Here is a 17,080-nt window from a genome sequence, read left to right as displayed (position 1 = left end):
ATGCACGTCTATATCGGTTCGCGCACCACCCGCGAACGCCATGCCCGCGGGGATGGCATCAGCGTTTTCAACTACGCGCCCGACACCGGCGCGCTGACCTTGACGCAAGTCGTCGGCGGCTTGCTGAACCCGTCGTACCTGTTGCCGCATCCCACGCTGCCCGTGCTGTACACCGTGCATGGCGACAGCCATGAAGTCAGCGCCTTGCATCGCGACACGCACAGCGGCGCATTGACGCCGTGGCATCAGCAGCCGTGCGAAGGCCGCAACCCGGTGCATCTGGCGCTGGCGCCGTCGGGCCGCTATCTGATGGTATCCAACCACCTGACCGGCACGCTCGCCGTGCTGCCCGTTGCCGCCGACGGCGCGCTCGGCCCCGTCACACAAGCCTTGCCCATGACAGGCGAACCCGGCCCGCACCGCAAGGAGCAACCTTTCGCCAAGCCGCACTACAACCTGGTGGACCCGTCGGGCCGCTATGTGGTGGTGCCGGACAAGGGCTTGGACCGCGTGTTTCTCTTTGCGCTAAACGCGCATGGGGCGGGCGCAGAACCCGTCAGCGTGGCCGGCACGCGCGAAGGCGCAGGTCCGCGCCATGCGGTGTTTCATCCGGCCGGCCGCTGGTTGTATGTGGTCAATGAGCTGGACAACACCGTGGCCGCGTACACGCTGCAAGATGATGTGCTGCGCCCGTTCCAGGTGCTGCCGACGCTGCCCGACACCTGCACGGGCAACAGCCGCGCAGCCGGCATCACGACGGACGCGCATGGCCGCCACCTGTATGTGTCGAACCGGGGCGATGACAGCATCGCGGTGTTCGGCGTAGACCCCGTCAGCGGCCGCCTGACGCCGGTGCAACACGCCGCCAGCGGCGGCAAGACCCCACGCTTTTTCACGCTATCGCCTGACGGCCGATTCCTGTTCGCGTTGAACGAAGACAGCGACACGCTCGTGCGCTTTCGCGTCAATGCGCAAGACGGCACGTTGATGCGCGACGGCTATGAACTGCGCGTGGGCAGCCCCGTCTGCATGGTGTTCGCCCGCCGCCGCGCCTGATCAAAAATCCATCGACGCCGACAGCATCAGCGTGCGCGGTACGCCCTGCGATACCGTGCCATACGACGCCACGCCGGACCAGTACGCGCGGTTGGTCACGTTGACCACATTCGCGCGGAAAGTCACGTCCTTGCCCTGGATCTTGGTGGCGTAGCGTGCGCCCACATCAAACGTCGTCCACGACGGCACTGATTGCGTGTTGGCCTGGTTCACGTATTCGCGGCCGGTGTACATCATGCCGCCCGTCAGCGTCAGGCCTGCCACCCACGGCGTGTCCCATTCCGCGCCGAGATTGGCCGAGAACTTCGGCACGCCCACCGGCTGGTTGCCGACGGTGGCGGCGTTGTTGGTGCGCGTGAGTTCGGCGTTCAGATACGTCACGCCGCCCAGCAAGCGCAGCCCGCGCACGGGTTCGCCAGACAGGTTCAATTCCAGGCCGCGGTTGCGCTGTTCGCTGTCGGCGCCGTACACGCCGTTGGTCAGCTGGCCGCTGGGCTTGGTGATTTCAAAGGCGCTGAACGTCAGCATCGCGTCGTCCAGGTCTACCTTGATGCCCACTTCCTTCTGCTTGGCCTTGTAGGGCTTGAACACCTGGCCCGCGTTGGTCGCGGTTGCCGGGGCCACGTCACCCTTGCTCAGGCCTTCGATGTAGTTCGCGTACAGCGACACATTGCTCCACGGCTTGATGACCAGCCCCGCCAGCGGCGTGGTCGCGCTTTCGTCATAGCTGACCGTGCGCACGCCGGTCGTGGCGTTGAAGTTGCGCGACTCGATGCGTTGCTGGCGCACGCCCACAGTCAGCTGCGCGCGTTCATCCAGAATGCTCATCGTGTCCGCCAGCGCCAGGCCGGACAGGTCCGACGACGACACCTTGGGCACATTGGCCGGCGCCGGAATGTTCTGCTCGGGGCGCGCAATGGGGTGATAGATGTTGGACGTGAGCGGCGTGCCGGACACGCTGGCTTGCAGGTTGCGGTCGCTATACATGCTGCCCATGAAGCTGATGGCGTGACGCACCGGCCCCGTGTCCAGCTTGGCGCGCAGGCCTGCGTTATAGGTGCTGCGGTTCACCTGGAAGCGGAAGTTATTGGGCGTGACCACCGTATCGCCCGCGCTGTTGACGATGGTGGGCGTCTGGTCTGACAGGCGCGACACCCTGGTGTCCGATCCGCCCGCATCGGCGAATACGGTCAGGCGGTCACTGATGTCGTATTCCACGCGCAGCAGCGCCGATTCGCCTTCGGACTTCCACCAGCCCCACGCCTGCGTTGCGTTGCGGCGGCCATCGGCCGCGCGTGGCACGTCGATGCCGGATGCCACCAGGAACGGCCGAGTCGGCGCATCCACCTTTTCGTTCTGCACCAGCAGGTCCAGCGATGCGCGCAGGCGCTCGCCCTGATAGTCCAGCGACAAGGCGCCGATGTCGGTGCGGGAATACAGGTTGTCCAGCGGCGTGTCGCCTTGGCGATGCATGCCGTTCACTCGCACGCCCCATTCGCCGTCGTTGCCAAAACGGCGGCTCAGGTCAACGCGTCCGCCGAATTGCGAATCGCCCACGTAGTCGGCGGACAGGCGCGTCAGGTCTTGCGGCAGCGAACGCTTGGGCACCATGTTGATGACACCGCCCACGCCGCTGTTGGGCGACATGCCGTAGAGCAATGCCGCCGGCCCCTTCAGCACTTCGACGCGTTCGATGTAGTCGGTGAAGACGTGATAGTTCGGCGCCACGCCGTACACGCCGTCAAACGCGATTTCGCCCAGATTGCCTTCGCCGATGGGAAAGCCGCGGATGTAGAACGAATCGGTCACGCCGCCGATCTGGCCGGTAAAGCGCACCGAGGGTTCGGCGTTCAACGCGTCGGCCAAGGTCACGGCCTGGCGGTTCGCCAGCAATTCCGACGTGTAGCTGGTGATGTTGAACGGCGTGTCCATGACGTCGCGATTACCCAGCAGGCCCAGACGGCCGCCGCGCGCGACCTGGCCGCCTGCGTATTCAGAAGGCAATGCCGACGGGCTGACCCCCGCGCCCGCCACGGTGATGCTGGGCAGCAGGGTCGCGGCATCGCCCTCGTCTGCCGGCAGTTTGCGCAGCGAATATGCGCCCGCGCCCTGCTCGGCCAAGGCGTAGCCCGACCCGGCCAAGAGGCGCGCGAAGCCTTCGCGCACGGTGTAGGCGCCCGACAAGCCCGCGCTGTGTCGCCCCGCCACCAGCGCCGGGTCGAACGACAGCGGCACGCCGGCCGCGGCTGCAAACTGCGCCAGCACGTCACCCAGCGGGCCACCGGCAATGGTGTATGTCTGGCGAGCCGCAGCCGATGGCGCATCCGCCGCAGCACCGGCTGTCGCACCGGCTGCCGCAGCACCGGCCGCCGCAGCGTCGGCAGCCGATGCATCGGCTGCCGGCTTCGCCGCCTCCGCCGTCGCTGGCGCGCCTGCCACCGCCAGCAGTATCAGCCCCATTCCGGTGGCCTGGGTCATCGCCGCCAGCGGCGACAGAACGGCCTTGCTACGGGGCAGGCGCGGCAAATGGGAAAGTCGGGAAACCATGAAACGATCCTTCGTTGATGACGGGGTGACTCGCGTGTTGCGACGATTCACCCGGTACACCGGACGAAGCGAAAAAAAGTATCAGCCAGTGGGCAATTAATGTGTAACGGCGGCGCGTGGCGCCACCGTCGTCCAGAACGGCGTGACCCGGCTGATCCGCACCGGCAGCGTTTTTTCCAGCAGGCGCAGGCTGCCATCGATGTCGGCCAGCGGGAACGCGCCCGATACGCGCAGGTCGGCCACCGCCGGATCGCAACGCAAGACGCCCCGGCGATACCGCGCCAACTCGTCCACCAGGTCGGCCAGCCGCCCGTTGCGCACGGCCAGCATGCCTTGCTCCCACGACGCCGCGCCCGCGTCCACCGCCGCCTGCGGCTCCACGGCGTGCGCGTTGAACACCGTCTGCTGCCCGGCCGGCAGCACAACCGCCGCAGCGCCCGCGTCCTGCGGGCGAATCTCTACCGCGCCGTCAAACACCGCCACGCGTATGCTGGCGCTCTCGTCGCGCACCATGAAGCGCGTGCCCAGCGCGCGGATGGTGCCTTGCGTGGTGCGCACGATGAAGGGGCGATAGGTGGGCGACGGGTCGTTGCCTGTCGTCAACAGGATTTCTCCTGCGCGCAGCCACAGCACGCGCTGCTCGGGGGTGAATTGAATGTCGACCGCGCTGGCCGTGTTCAACACCAGCCGCGTGCCGTCGGCCAGCGCCAGGTGGCGCTGTTGCCCGGTGGCCGTGCGCACGTCCGCCGCCCATTCACGCCACGGCAGCGCGCGCCATCCCAGCCAGCCCGCCGGCCCCAGCACCAGCAACGCCCCCAGCGCACGCATGGCTTGCCGGCGGCCCGGGCGGTCCAGCCGGCGCAAGGTATCGCGGCCAATGCCGGGCGGCACCTGCCCGAAGCCGCGCAGCATGGCTTCCACGCGCTGCCAGGCGGCGCCATGTGCGGCGCTGCGATGCCGCCATCTCTCAAACGCCGCTTGGTCGGACGCGGACAGGGTTTCGGACTGGAAGCGCACGAGCCAGCCCGCCGCTTCTTCCAGGATCGCCGGGTCAATGACGCCGCTCATGCATGCACCTGATAGGCGATCAGGCAAGCGGTCAGCGCCTTCTGCATGTGGCGCTTGACGGTAGCCAGCGACACGCGTTGATGCGCCGCGATGTCGGCATAGGCCATGCCGTCGAATTGCGACAGCAGAAAAATCTCGCGGGTCTTGGCGGGCAAGGTGCGCAAGGTCGCGTCAATGGCGTGCAGCGTTTCAAGGATCAGCGCCCGGACTTCGGGCGACGGCGCCTCGGGCGCGGGCAGTTGGGAAACGACGGCCAGATAGGCGTCTTCCACCGCGCGGCGGCGCCAATGGTCCACCACCAGGCCTTTCGCAATATGGGTCAGCAGCGCGCGCGGCTCGGCGCCCGCGCCGGCCTTGCGGCGGCCGGTCATCAGGCGCACAAAGGTGTCGTGGGCCAGGTCGGCGGCGTCGAACGAATTGCCCAATTTCTTGCGCAGCCAGGTCGACAGCCAGCCATGGTGGTCACGATAGAGCGTCGTGACGGTTTCGGCGGGCAGGGAGGAGTCGGGCGGAGACACGGCGCACCAAGCGGGTATTTGTAAATGGGAACGATTTTTATTTTATATGATCGACGGCCTAGCGCCTATCCACGCTCCGCGCCCCTTTGCGAACCGCGCTCGGATAAAATCAGTGCCCCCTTTCCCGCCTTGATGACGTCATGCAGAACGAATCCTCGGAGCTTTCCTTTCTCGCTGGCGGCGGCGAGATGGGACGCCGGGTCGCCACCTTTGATTGGGCCTGTACGCCGCTTGGGCCAATCGCCGAATGGTCCAGCGCCTTGCGCGTAGCGGCCGGTATGGTGCTGTCGTCCCGCTTCCCCTGTTGCCTGGTCTGGGGCAAGGAACTGATCACGCTGTACAACGACGCGTTCAGGCCCATTCTCGGTACGAAACCCGAGGCGTTGGGCCGGCCCTTCAGCGACGTCTGGAGCGAAGCGTGGCCCATGATCGGCCCCATCGCCGACCGCGCTTTCGCGGGCGAAGCGACGTTCATCGAAGACTATTCGCTGGTCCTCCAGCGGTCGGGCCAGGCCGAGGAAGCCACCTTCACGTTCTGCTACAGCCCCGTGCGCGACGAGCATGGCGTCGTGGTCGGCATGATCGACACCGTCATTGAAACCACGTCGCGCATCCTGGCCGAACGCGCGCAGGCCGAAGCGCTTCGCCAGACCGAAGACAACCTGCGGCAGAGCCAGAAAATGGAAGCCATCGGGCAGCTGGCGGGCGGGCTGGCGCACGACTTCAACAACCTGCTGATGGGAATCGCCGGCAGCCTTGAGCTGCTAAACCTGCGGCTGTCCCAGCACCGGCTGGGGGAACTGGAACGGCACATCGACACCGCCCGGCGCAATACCGACCGCGCCGCGGCGCTGACGCAGCGCCTGCTGGTGTTTGCGCGCAACCAGCCGCTGAATCCCCAGGCGGTGGACATCAATCAGCTGGTGCGCGGCATGGACGATCTGGTGCGCCGAAGCGTCGGCCCGCGCATCATCGTCGACCTGGACTGCGAGCCCAACCTATGGCCCGCTTGGGTCGACCCCCATCAGGTTGAAAACGCGCTGCTCAACCTGTGCCTGAACGCGCGTGACGCGATGGCCGGCCAAGGCAGGCTGGGCATCGAAACCGCCAAGGTCACGCTGGCCGACGCCCAGGCGCACGAGCGCGGGCTGCCGGCGGGCGACTATCTGCGCCTGACCGTGACGGACACGGGTTGCGGCATGACGCCGCAGACCGTGGATCGTATTTTCGAACCCTTCTTCACCACCAAGTCGGCGGGGCAAGGCACCGGGCTGGGCCTGTCATTGCTCTACGGATTCGTACGGCAATCGGGCGGCCAGGTGCAGGTGACGTCGCGCCCGGGCATGGGAACGGCGATGAGCCTGTACTTTCCGCGGGGGGAATCCGCGTTAGCGCCCATCGAGCCCGGCGTACCACGCCAAACTCCGCGCGCCGCATCCGGCTTGACGGTGCTGGTGGCGGAAGACGATGTGGCGGTGATGGCCGTCGTCAGCGAAACGTTGAGCGAACTGGGCTACATCGTCTTAAGCGCCGTGGATGGGGCCAGCGCGCTGCGCCTGCTATCCGCGCCCGCCCCGATCCATCTGCTGATTTGCGACATTGGCCTGCCCGGTGGCATGGACGGCCGCCAGGTCGCCGACGCGGGGCGCATGCTGCGTCCGGATCTGAAGGTGCTCTTCATCACCGGATCGGGCGCCCGCGCAGGCGACGAGCCCGGCGCGCCGACGCTGCCCAAGCCTTTCTCTCTGGACGAGCTGGCGCGCCAGGTGCACGCGCTGATCCCCGCCTGACCCGTCCGCAGGGTCACGGCTGCGTCTGCGTTTGCCTCTGCGTTTGCCTCTGCGTTTGCCTCTGCGTCGGCGTCTGCGTCGGCGTCTGCACCCCTGCGGCGGCCACCGCGTTCACAGCTTCGGCGCGTAGCGGAACGTCAGCATGAAGTTGCGCGGCTGGCCGTAGTAGTTATTGCTGCTCAACGTGTTGTAGGACGGCACGTAGTACTTTTTGTCGAACACGTTGTTGACGTTCAGGCCGATGCTCAGTTCCGGCGTAGCCTGATAGCCCACGCGCGCATTCCAGATCGTGAAGCCCGCCAGCTTGAACTCGCGGTCCGAGCTGATCGTGTCGGTCTGCGTGTTGACGCCCGCGCCCACGCTCAGGCGGTTCATCATGCCCGGCAACTTGTAGTTGGCCCACAGGCGAAGCATGTGCTTGGGCGTCCAGGTGTTGAAGACCTTGCCCTGGTTGTCGGGGTCGCTCAGATACTTGGTGGTGTTGTAGGTGTAGCCCGCGTACAGCTCCAGGCCCTTGACCACTTCACCCGACACTTCGGCTTCCACGCCCTGGCTGCGCACCTTGCCCGATGCGCGTGAGCAGTACCAGCCGTCGCACGCAAAGCCGGCGGCGTAGTCGTTGACCGCACGGTTCTTGTGGTCGTAGCGGAACAGCGCCAGCATCGTGTTGATGCGGCCATCGGCCAGCTCACCCTTGATGCCGACTTCGTAGTTGTTGCCTTCGATGGGCTTGAGCAGGCTGCCGTCCAGGCTGCGTTCGGTCTGCGGCTCAAACACGGTGGTGTAGCTGGTGTAGGCGGACCAGTTATCGGTCAGCGCATACACGATGCCGGCGTAGGGAATGAACTTGCCCGACGTGCTGGACGTCGTGGAGCTGCCGCCGCCGGTGTAGGTGTAGTCGAACCAGCCGACGCGGCCGCCCGCGATCAGCGCCAGGGACTCGGTGGGCTTGACGCGCCACGTGCCGTAGATGCCCTTCTGGCGGATGTCGTAGCTGCTGCGCGAGTCATAGCCGCTGGCGGCGGCGATGGAATCGATGTCCTGCCAGGGGCGATGGTGATCCAGGTCGAAGATGTTGCCACCGTCTTCCCACGCCCGCGTGAAGCGGTCGTTCGTGGTCAGCTTCGAATAGTTGGCGCCCAGCACCACTTCCTGCTGCATGCCCAGCGCGGTGAAGTTGCCGTTTACCGACATGTCCAGCCCGCGCTGCTTGCTGTTGAAGTCCACCCCGAAATTGCCGTACGACAAACCACTGCCGTCCGGTTCCACTTCTCCGGCCACGCGCTGGTGCACCGTCGTGTTCTTTTCGTTCATGGCCACGCCGGCCAGCTTGAAGCGCCACGCGTCGTTAAAGCGATGGGTGACGTCGGCGTTGAAGATGGTCTGATCGTTCTTCGCGCGGTTCCAGGTGGAGCCGGTGAAGGTGGAGCGCGGCAGGTCGATGTCGCCGCCATCCGCATAGCGCGGATAGCCCACGAACATCGGACGCGAGCGGCTGTACCGGTTGCTGATGCCGATGCCCACCGTCGTGTCTTCGGTAACGTCAAAGTCCAGCGCGGCGTACAGGTTGCGCGTCTTGTCCCAGACGTAGTCGACGAAGGAATGGCTTTGGTCTTCGTCCACCACGACGCGGCCGCGCAAGGTGCCCGCCGCGTTCAGCGGGCCGCCCGCATCCAGCGTCAAACCGTAGTGGTCCCACGAACCGGCCTTGCCCGACAGCACTACCGACGGTTCCGCGCCGCCGCGCTTGCGCACCAGGTTGATTGCGCCGCCAGGGCTGCCCGCGCCTTGCAGCAGGCCGGCCGCGCCGCGCAGGATTTCCACGCGGTCATAGAACACCAGCGAGTCCTGCTCCCAGTTGCCCAGGCTGTAGCTGTTGCGCAGCAAGGCCACGCCGTCGTATTGCAGCAGGTCCACCGGGAAGCCGCGCGCATTGATCGCCACCCCCGGCCCCACGCCCTGCACGCCCACCATGCCGGCCGTGTTGTTCACGGCGTCCGGCAGGCTCGTCATGATCTGGTCGTCCATGCGCTGGCGCGTCAACACGGTGATCGACTGCGGAATGTCTTTCAGCGCCTGCGTGCTCTTGCCAATGGTGACGGCGGGCGTCGTGTACGAACCCGTGCCATCAGTGGTGGCGTTGTAGCTGCCCGTCACCGTCACGGGCGCCAGCGTGGCCGCCTGGCCCGGCGTGGACGCTTGCCGCAAGCGATACCCGCCATCGGGCCGCGCCACGGCTTGCAGGCCGGTGCCGACCAGCAAACGTTCAAGCGCCGCGTCCACCGCATACGTGCCCGACACGCCTTCGGTGCGCGCGTTGGCCGTCAACGCCGGGTCGGACGCCACCATGACGCCCGCCTGCACACCAAACGCGCCCAGCGCGGCGCTGAGCGGGCCGGCCGGAATGTTGAAGCTCACCGATTGCCGAAGCGCCCCGGCTGCCTGCGCGTGCACGGCGGACGGCCACGGCGCCGCCAGCACAACGGCGGGCAGCGCCAGATGCAGCGCAATGCTCAACCGGGTGCGCGGCGACATGCGGGCAGGCAACATGCGGACAGGCAAAAAACGGACAGGCGATGAAGGCAGGCGGGCAAGCGACGCCGCGCGTACAGGGCGAGAAGACATCAAGGGATTCCTGGCTCAAGAAGGAGGGGCGCAGGCTCGGGTGGTGGGAGGCATCCGGACTGCTTTCCTTACATGAAGCGCGAGATCGGGAGTTCCGCCGTTTCGGTTACACATTCATTGCTTGCGGGCGGGGCCGCCGGGTCAGGCCAGGCCCACCCGCACCCAATAGCGGGTGATTTGGCGCACACGCACGGGCAGCACGTCTTGCAGCATGGCCAGCACCTTGTCGCTGTCCGCCAATGGGAACGCGCCCACCACGCGCAACGCCCCCGCCTCGTCCGAACAGCTCAGCCGGCCCGGCCGATAGCGCGAGAGGTCTTGCAGGAACTCCGCCAGCGGCATTTCATTGGCGATCAACATGCCGGTGATCCACGCGGACGTGGCGGGCTCCAGCGCTTGCAACGCAAAGCCGCCTGCCGCCGAGTAGTCGGCCTGCTCGCCGGCCCGCACGCGCCGGAGCGCATCGGCGGCGTCCAGGCCCCGCACATCCACCGCGCCTTCCAGCACCGCCACGCGCACGGCGCGGCCGTCGTCCAGATCCCGCACCACAAACCGCGTGCCCACCGGCGTCAGGATGCCGCTGCGCGTGCGCACCGTGAAGGGCCGGCCCTGCCGGTCTTGCGCGGTAGTGACAAGAATTTCACCTTCGCGCAGCACCACTTCGCGCTGGCTGGCGGTGTAGCGAAAGTCAACGGCGCTGGCTGTGTTCAGTTCCAGCCGCGTGCCGTCTGGCAAGGTCAACGCCCGCCGTTCGCCGGTGCCCGTGCGCAAGTCGGCCGACAGGCGGCGGATCGTGCCGCGTTCGCCCACCGCCCAGGCGCCCAAGCCCAGACCGGCCGCCGACACCATCCAGCGGATGGCGTTGCGGCGCGACTGGATCAGCGGCGCCTGCCGCAAGGTGCGGCCCGCGACGTCTTGGCCCGCTTCGGCCACGCCCGCATCCACATCGCGCGTCAACGCCACCAGCCGCAGCCAGGCCAGTTCATGCGCCGGCTGCGCGTGCCGCCAGCGTTCGAAATTTGCGCGGTCGTCGTCGCTGGCATCTTCGCGCAAACGCGCCCACCAGTCGGCCGCCTGACGCACGATCTTGGGATCAATCCGGCCGGCTTCCGGCGCATGTGGGCGCAGCAGCTTGGCGCCTTCCATCAAACCGTGGCTCACCCGTACACCGCCGTGTAGCAATGCACCAGCGCGCGCGCCAGCGACTTCTGCACCGCGTTCGGTGTCAGGCCCAATTGCTCGCCGATTTCGGCATAAGACATGCCATCTACCTGCGCCATCAGGAAGATGCGGCGGCTGGTCATGGGCAGGCTGTCGAGCAATTCGCAGACTTGCTCCAGCGCTTCCAGGATCAAGGCGCGCGCTTCAACAGAAGGTTCCACCGCCACCGGTTGCAACGCCAGGGATTCCGCATAGGCGGTTTCCAGCGCGGCGCGGCGGGCGCGGCCTATCAGGAGGCGCGTGGCGATGGTGCGCAGATAGGCGCGCGGTTCGGCGAGCGGTTCGCGCACATTGGCGCGGATCAGCCGTTCGAACGTGTCGTGCGCCACGTCAGCCGCATCGGACGCATTACCCAGCTTGCGTTGCAGCATGCCGCGCAGCCACTGGTGATGCGCCTGATAGACGGTTTGCACCTCGGCATGCGGGGCGTAGGAAGGAGAAGACATGGCGGGTGCGCCCCCGGCGTCGCCGCCAGATGCTCAAACAAAATGAAAATGATTCGCAATTATAGATATCTTCGAATCGTTTTCAAGGGCAGGCTTTCCTGCCCGCCGTAGCCGCCTGACGCCCGCCCCCTCCCGCTGACGGCGGCGTGATCCGGCCCCGAATCACGCCGCCCCGCGCATCGTCAGAACTTCGCGGTCAGGTTCACAAATACGCTGCGGGGTTCGCCGTAGTAGACCTGGTTGGCCACGCCGCCCAGGTAGTACTTCTTGTCGAACAGGTTGTTCAAGTTCACCTGCGCGGACAAGGTCGAGTTGAAGTCGTAGCGCGCCATCAGGTTGTAGATGGCGTAGGCCTTTTGCTTGGCGGTGACGGTGCCGCCGGCCGCGCTGACTTCGCTGTACGTCGAGATCTGCCAGTTCACGCCGCCGCCCACGGTCAGCTTGTTCCAGTCGCCCGGCAAGCGGTAAGTGGTGAACAGCTTGGCCATGGCGCGCGGGCGCTCGGTGTTGACCGACACGCCGTCGGCATCGCGGCTGGTGTAGTACGTGCCGCCCGCGTAGGCGTTCCAGCCCGGCGCCAACTGCCCGCTCACTTCCAGCTCGACGCCTTTGGTCGTGACGCCATCGGCGGTGGTGTAGGCCTGTTCGAACGAGCCGGGCACCAGCGCATCGCCATCCAGCACCGCGACCTTGCTCTGTTTGACCTTGAACAGCGCGATGGACGTGTTCAACCTGCCGTCCAGGTATTCGCCCTTTACGCCGATTTCATAGTTCTTGCCTTGCACCGGGTCCAGGTACGTGCCGTTGCGGTCGCGGTTGTCTTGCGGCTGGAAGATGTCGGTGTAGCTGACGTAGGTGGAGTACGTGTCGTTGATGTCGTAGACCACGCCCGCGTAGGGAATGAACTGCGAGTCTTTCTGGTCGCGCGTGTCCGACTTGGACTTCCACGTGGCGTACCGGCCGCCCGTGATCGCCGTGAGGTTATCCGTCAGCGACCAGCGCACCGCGCCATAGGTGCCCGTTTGATGCGTGACCGTGTCGCGCAGCGTAGAGGCCGTCCATGTGGGCTGCGCGAACGAGCCGTCCCATTGGTAGAAGTTGCCGGTGCTGGCCAGTGTGGAGCTATCGAAACCGTAGCGGTAGAAGTCTTCGCCGTAGCGGCTGCGCATCGCGCCCACCACCACTTCGTGCTTACGGCCCAGCAGATTGAACGGGCCCTTCACCTGAAGGTCCAGCGACGTTTGCTGCGCGTACGAATTCCAGTAGCCCGGCAGCGCGCGCAGGCCCGTGCCGGTTTCGCGGTCCAGCGCGCCGTACAGGTACAAGAGCTTGGCGTCGTACTTGCTCTTGCGTTGCGACCAGTCGGCCTTCACTTCCCAATCGTTTTCAAAGCGGTGCGACAGCGTGGCGAACATCGTCTGGTTGGTGGTGTGCCAATAGGTCCAGTCGGCCGCTGTGGTCTTTGACCGGCGCCAGTCCGTCTGCGTGCCGTCGCTGAACACCACAGGCAAGCTGCCCCAGGTGGACCCGCGCGGGCGCTTGTCTTGGTAGTCTGCACCCACGCTCAGCCGCGTGTTCGGCGTCAGGTCGGCGTCGATCACGCCGTAGAACACTTTCTTGTTGGCGTGATACAGGTCGATGTAGGAATCGCGGCCCTGGTACAGCGCCACCATGCGCGCGCGCACCGTGCCTTCCTCGTTTAACGGCGTCGACATATCGACCGTGCCGCGGTACTGATTCCACGAGCCAAAGCCCGCGCTGACCGAGCCCGTGAAGGTCTTGCTGTTGGCGTGTTTGCGCACCAGGTTGATCGACGCGCCGGGGTTGCCTGCGCCGGTCATCAGGCCCGTTGCGCCGCGCACGACTTCGATGCGGTCGTAGATGAAGGAATCGTTGTCCGACTCGCCATACATCGACAGGCCAATGGTGGTGGGCACGCCGTCGTATTGCAGGCTGTCGATATAGAAGCCGCGCGACCAGAAGTCGGTGCGGTCCGAGTCTTCACTGACCACCTGCACGCCCACCACGTTGCCCATCACTTCGTCGAGCGAACGCAGGTTCTGGTCTTCGATGCGCTGGCGCGTCACCACGCTGACCGACTGCGGCGTTTCGCGCAGCGACAGCGTCAGCCCGGTGGCCGCCGACGACGCGGGCGTGGTGTACGAGCCCGTGCCTTCGGTCACCGACGGATCGGAATTGCCCAGCACCGTCACGGGCGCCAGGCTGGTGACGCCGCCGTCGCGCGTCAGGATGATGCTGTCGCCCTGCCAGCGGTACGCCACGCCCGTGCCTTGCAGCAGGCCGCGCAAGGCTTCCTCGGGGGCCAGGCTGCCGCTCAGGCCGCGCGTGCTCAAGCCCGCGACCACGTCGGGCGCATAGAAGACGCGCACCTTGGTCTGCGCCGCCCATTGCATCAGCGCATCGCCCAGCGGCTGCGCGCCGATGTTGATCGACACGGCAGCGCTTTGCGCAATGGCCGCATCGGGCGCCGCGCTCAAGGCGCACGCTAGCGCCAACGCCAGCGAAGAGAGCATGAAGCGCGGGGCTGCGCTGGCGCGGCGGGTCACCGCCTGGGGGGTCTTGTCTGCTGAGAGAGTCACAACTACCTGCTGTTTGGGTTCGACGTTGGGAGCGGCGCGGGCCAATCAATCACATACGGCGCCAGGGCCTTCCTTCGTAGAACGCTTCAAACGCAGATAAACCTGAATCTCATTTTCATTTATTTTGTAACAGCGCTGGGGTCGTCCTGACGCCGCTGGATGTCGATCGGGCCGCCAGGGTGCGGCGTCAGGCGCACCGGGGCAATCGACGGCAAGGCGTCCACCAGCGCTTCGGGGCGGTCCAGCGTAAAGGAGGCCGACACCCGCAAGCGGCCGGCCTTGTCATCAGCCAGGCGCAGCGGCGTGGCCAGATAGCGGTTCATCTCGGACACGACGTCCGTCAGCGTGGCGTTCTTGAACACCACGCGGCCGTCGCGCCAGGCGGTGGCGGTTTGCACATCGGCGGGCGCCGGCACGCCGATCGCCCCGCTGCCCGGCACGCGGATGCCATGCCCCGCGCGCAGCACCGCGTGGCCCAGGTTCCACCAATGCCCGCCCGACACCTGCACGGTGCCAGACTCCACCAGCACCGCCACATGATTCGCATCGCGGCGCACGTCGAACACCGTGCCCGTCACGCGCACCACGCCGCTGCCGGCATCAACAATGAAGGGGCGCGCCGCATCGGGGCTGACGGTAAAGTTGATTTCGCCGCTGTCCAGCACCACGTCGCGGCGGGCGGCGTACAGCAAGACCCGCGCCTGCGTGCCGCCATTGATGTCCAGCACGGAGCCGTCGGGCAAGGTCAGTTGGCGGCGTTCACCCCGCTCGGTGCTGATCGCGGCGGTAAAGGTTGGCGCTTCCACCGGCAGGCTCCACCACACGCCTAACGCCACGGCGGCCAAGCCCGCACAGGCGAACGCGGCGCGCAGGGCGAACTGACGCTGGCTGCGCCTGACGCCTGCGCGCAACCCCTCGCGAACCCCCGATCGCCAGCCCGACCGCAACCCCGGCCGCGCCGGCACCGGGCCACCCAGCAAAGATTCGACCTGATCGCGCGGCAAACCGGCAGCCGCCGCCCCCAACTGCTGCATGCGGTCGAACTCACGCGCGCGCTCGGGATGGTCGCGACGCCACCGGGCAAACGCGCGCCGGTCGCGGCGCGTCAGTTCGCCCGAATGCCAGCGCGCAAACCACCACGCGGCGGTGGCGGGGTCGCGCGGATCATCGCGGTCGTTGAAGGAAGACATCGTCATGGAGTGTATTCACGCAGCCGGTCGCGCACATGTTCAATGGCGCGCATGACGTAGCGCTCGATCATATTTTTGGACAGGCCCATATGCACCGCCACCTCGGCCTGCGTCCAGCCTTCGATGCGGTTCAGCACAAAGGCCTCGCGGCACTTGGGGGGCAATTCTGCCAGGACTTTGGCCAGGTCGTCGGCCAGCCGCGCCGCGCGTACCGGCGCATCGGGGTCATCCACGATCAATTGATCGGCGTCGTTCAGCTCGTCCAGCGGCACGTGTTCGGCGCGGTCCTGCCGCCGCCAGCGGTCAATCAAGCGATGCCCGGCCGCCTGGAACAAGTAGCCGCGCGCCTTGAGCGCCACGCTGGCGTCCGCCTTCAGCAGGCGTTCAACGGCGTCATGCGCGGCGTCTTCGGCGTCGTGCCGGTTGCCCGTGCGGCGGCTCCATACGCCCACCAGCTCGTCGTAATAGGCGAGCCAGCCACTGCGAGGCGAGGAAGAGCGGGACATGTTCCGGACGGAGGGCGCGAAAGGACAGGGTTGCGAATTTTACAAATAATTCTCATTATCGCAACTGCTGTTTTCCAGCCCCGGTGGGTCCGGCTAGTAATCCATCGGGATATGGCTCTGCGCCGCGCGCAGTTCCTGGATATGGCGCTCGGCCTCTTCCCTCTCGGCCGCGGGCGGCAACGGCCGCCATCCCACCATGTTGCCGGGCGTCTTCACCGGCATCCAGCCCAGCACGCTGTATAGCGTGATGGCCGTGCGTCCCGTATCGAAGCGTGTTTCGTAGTAGCCCTGCCGATCCGGCGCGGTATCGCCAGACGTCCAATCCAACTGAGACATCCATGTCTCCCTATGCTGAAGCTTATTGGCAAGCGCGCCAGCCCCGCGATATGGTCCGGCGCTGCTTGATCGTAAAGCGTGCTCCGTGTGCTTATGCATTCACCATGCTCCCGCTTTGCGATTCTTGACAGAGGGAAATCCCTAGGGTGATCGCGCCGGGCGCGAATCAGGCCGGGAAAGCAAGGCAAAAGCAGCGGGAAAGCAACGGCGGGCAGATAGGGATGCGGCAAGACGGGACCAGGTCCCGTCTGCGCGAATGGCTTACTTGATGCCGATGAACGGCAGCGCGGCGCCCGGCACTTGCGTGGCTGGCAGCACGCCGTCCCACTTCTCAACGGCGTTCAGGCTCACCAGATTGGTGTTGGCGGCCAGCGCTTCGGCCTTGGCGCGAATCGAAGCTGCTTCGGCTTCACCGCGCATGCGGATGCCATCGGCTTCAGCCGTGAATTGCTGGCGGCGCGCATCGGCTTCGGCCTTCGCCTTCACCACCTGGATCTCGGCGGTGATCATCGCCGTTTCTTTTTGCTGGCGCGTGGTTTCAATCTGCACCTGGGCCAGCATGCGCTGTTCAATCGAATGCTCATAGGCTTGCGAGAAACCCACTTCTTCGATCTGCACGCCCACCACTTGCACGGGCGCGCCGTCCATGGCCTTGAGCACCGCGCTGTTCACATCCAGGCCCAGCTTCTGGCGTTCCTGAATGGCGCGCACGGCGGTGTACTGGCCGAACACGTTCTTCACGGCGTCGGGCGTCTTGCGTTCCAGCACGCGCATTTGCAGATTGTCGATGGTGCCGTATTCCGAATAGAGCTCGGCCACGTGCTCCGGCGGCACGCGGTACGTGACCGACACGCGCAGGTGCGCGGGCTGTTGGTCATAGCTATAGGCTTCGAGCTTTTCGAACACAAACGTGTGGTCGCGCACCGACACCGTGCGCACGTCATCGATGAAGGGCGTCTTGAAATCCAGGCCCGGGTCCGACACGCGCACGAGCTTGCCATTGCGCAGCACCACGCCGCGTTCGCCCTGGTCCACCTGGAACCACGAACCGAACGCCATGAACAAGATCAGGAAAAACAGAATGACGGCCACAATGGCGACCTTCACGTTGCGCGGTTTGACCGCGCCGATCGTCTTGACCATCTGGATGTCTGTCGGCTTCACTTTGAGTCCCTGT

The 17,080-nt window shown here is 66.1% G+C and carries 13 protein-coding genes; 2 read left to right on the top strand and 11 right to left on the bottom strand.

Features of this window, described 5'->3' with window-relative positions:
* Window positions 1–1,056 (top strand): lactonase family protein, encoded by a 1,056-nt coding sequence (locus tag AC1DSJ_RS28845; protein ID WP_441372670.1) that lies wholly within the window; start codon window positions 1–3, stop codon window positions 1,054–1,056.
* On the opposite strand, the gene AC1DSJ_RS28840 is transcribed toward AC1DSJ_RS28845, so the two are convergent.
* The 3 genes from AC1DSJ_RS28840 to AC1DSJ_RS28830 form a co-directional block, all read right to left on the bottom strand.
* Entirely contained in the window at window positions 1,057–3,603 is a 2,547-nt protein-coding gene (locus AC1DSJ_RS28840) for a TonB-dependent siderophore receptor (RefSeq protein ID WP_441372671.1), read from the bottom strand. It abuts the gene before it with no gap.
* Between the two features lie 96 nt (window positions 3,604–3,699).
* Complete coding sequence (locus AC1DSJ_RS28835; RefSeq protein ID WP_441372672.1) at window positions 3,700–4,671, bottom strand: FecR domain-containing protein; 972 nt, start codon at window positions 4,669–4,671, stop codon at window positions 3,700–3,702.
* Entirely contained in the window at window positions 4,668–5,189 is a 522-nt protein-coding gene (locus tag AC1DSJ_RS28830) for a sigma-70 family RNA polymerase sigma factor (protein ID WP_175170114.1), read from the bottom strand. The genes AC1DSJ_RS28835 and AC1DSJ_RS28830 overlap by 4 nt, the downstream gene beginning before the upstream one ends.
* A 140-nt stretch (window positions 5,190–5,329) precedes the next feature.
* On the opposite strand from AC1DSJ_RS28830, the gene AC1DSJ_RS28825 reads away from it, so the two are divergent.
* The gene (locus tag AC1DSJ_RS28825; RefSeq protein WP_346551218.1) at window positions 5,330–6,979 is read left to right on the top strand and encodes an ATP-binding protein; all 1,650 of its coding nucleotides are present in this window, start codon (window positions 5,330–5,332) and stop codon (window positions 6,977–6,979) included.
* A gap of 111 nt (window positions 6,980–7,090) precedes the next feature.
* On the opposite strand, the gene AC1DSJ_RS28820 is transcribed toward AC1DSJ_RS28825, so the two are convergent.
* The 8 genes from AC1DSJ_RS28820 to AC1DSJ_RS28785 all read right to left on the bottom strand — a co-directional run bounded on the left by AC1DSJ_RS28820 (window position 7,091) and on the right by AC1DSJ_RS28785 (window position 17,046).
* A complete protein-coding gene (locus AC1DSJ_RS28820; protein ID WP_441372673.1) occupies window positions 7,091–9,604 on the bottom strand; it encodes a TonB-dependent siderophore receptor in 2,514 nt (837 codons plus the stop codon).
* 141 nt (window positions 9,605–9,745) lie between these two features.
* On the bottom strand, window positions 9,746–10,765 hold the full coding sequence (locus AC1DSJ_RS28815) for a FecR domain-containing protein (protein WP_346551222.1): 1,020 nt from the start codon (window positions 10,763–10,765) through the stop codon (window positions 9,746–9,748).
* Complete coding sequence (locus tag AC1DSJ_RS28810; protein ID WP_175170116.1) at window positions 10,762–11,271, bottom strand: sigma-70 family RNA polymerase sigma factor; 510 nt, start codon at window positions 11,269–11,271, stop codon at window positions 10,762–10,764. Before AC1DSJ_RS28810 ends, AC1DSJ_RS28815 begins: the two co-directional genes overlap by 4 nt.
* 182 nt (window positions 11,272–11,453) lie before the next feature.
* Window positions 11,454–13,805: a ferric-rhodotorulic acid/ferric-coprogen receptor FhuE gene (gene fhuE, locus AC1DSJ_RS28805; RefSeq protein ID WP_175170296.1), complete on the bottom strand. Its 2,352-nt coding sequence runs from the start codon at window positions 13,803–13,805 to the stop codon at window positions 11,454–11,456.
* A gap of 185 nt (window positions 13,806–13,990) precedes the next feature.
* Entirely contained in the window at window positions 13,991–15,067 is a 1,077-nt protein-coding gene (locus tag AC1DSJ_RS28800; protein ID WP_441372674.1) for a FecR family protein, read from the bottom strand.
* On the bottom strand, window positions 15,064–15,567 hold the full coding sequence (locus AC1DSJ_RS28795; protein WP_175170118.1) for an RNA polymerase sigma factor: 504 nt from the start codon (window positions 15,565–15,567) through the stop codon (window positions 15,064–15,066). The genes AC1DSJ_RS28800 and AC1DSJ_RS28795 overlap by 4 nt, the downstream gene beginning before the upstream one ends.
* A gap of 93 nt (window positions 15,568–15,660) precedes the next feature.
* Window positions 15,661–15,903 (bottom strand): hypothetical protein, encoded by a 243-nt coding sequence (locus tag AC1DSJ_RS28790; RefSeq protein WP_054422718.1) that lies wholly within the window; start codon window positions 15,901–15,903, stop codon window positions 15,661–15,663.
* A 261-nt stretch (window positions 15,904–16,164) separates the two neighbouring features.
* Complete coding sequence (locus tag AC1DSJ_RS28785) at window positions 16,165–17,046, bottom strand: prohibitin family protein (protein ID WP_156336569.1); 882 nt, start codon at window positions 17,044–17,046, stop codon at window positions 16,165–16,167.
* Window positions 17,047–17,080: the final 34 nt, after the last annotated feature.

This window comes from Achromobacter sp. 01N37, assembly GCF_056399725.1.
The sequence above is the reverse complement of the archived record's forward strand: the minus strand, read 5'-3'. Positions and strand labels throughout refer to the sequence as shown.

Coding starts and splice junctions, on each gene's coding strand:
- AC1DSJ_RS28845 (WP_441372670.1), top strand. CDS start 1: ATGCACGTCTATATCGGTTCGCGCACCACCCGCGAACGCCATGCCCGC.
- AC1DSJ_RS28840 (WP_441372671.1), bottom strand. CDS start 3,603: ATGGTTTCCCGACTTTCCCATTTGCCGCGCCTGCCCCGTAGCAAGGCC.
- AC1DSJ_RS28835 (WP_441372672.1), bottom strand. CDS start 4,671: ATGAGCGGCGTCATTGACCCGGCGATCCTGGAAGAAGCGGCGGGCTGG.
- AC1DSJ_RS28825 (WP_346551218.1), top strand. CDS start 5,330: ATGCAGAACGAATCCTCGGAGCTTTCCTTTCTCGCTGGCGGCGGCGAG.
- AC1DSJ_RS28820 (WP_441372673.1), bottom strand. CDS start 9,604: ATGTCTTCTCGCCCTGTACGCGCGGCGTCGCTTGCCCGCCTGCCTTCA.
- AC1DSJ_RS28810 (WP_175170116.1), bottom strand. CDS start 11,271: ATGTCTTCTCCTTCCTACGCCCCGCATGCCGAGGTGCAAACCGTCTAT.
- fhuE (WP_175170296.1), bottom strand. CDS start 13,805: ATGCTCTCTTCGCTGGCGTTGGCGCTAGCGTGCGCCTTGAGCGCGGCG.
- AC1DSJ_RS28800 (WP_441372674.1), bottom strand. CDS start 15,067: ATGACGATGTCTTCCTTCAACGACCGCGATGATCCGCGCGACCCCGCC.
- AC1DSJ_RS28795 (WP_175170118.1), bottom strand. CDS start 15,567: ATGTCCCGCTCTTCCTCGCCTCGCAGTGGCTGGCTCGCCTATTACGAC.
- AC1DSJ_RS28790 (WP_054422718.1), bottom strand. CDS start 15,903: ATGTCTCAGTTGGATTGGACGTCTGGCGATACCGCGCCGGATCGGCAG.
- AC1DSJ_RS28785 (WP_156336569.1), bottom strand. CDS start 17,046: ATGGTCAAGACGATCGGCGCGGTCAAACCGCGCAACGTGAAGGTCGCC.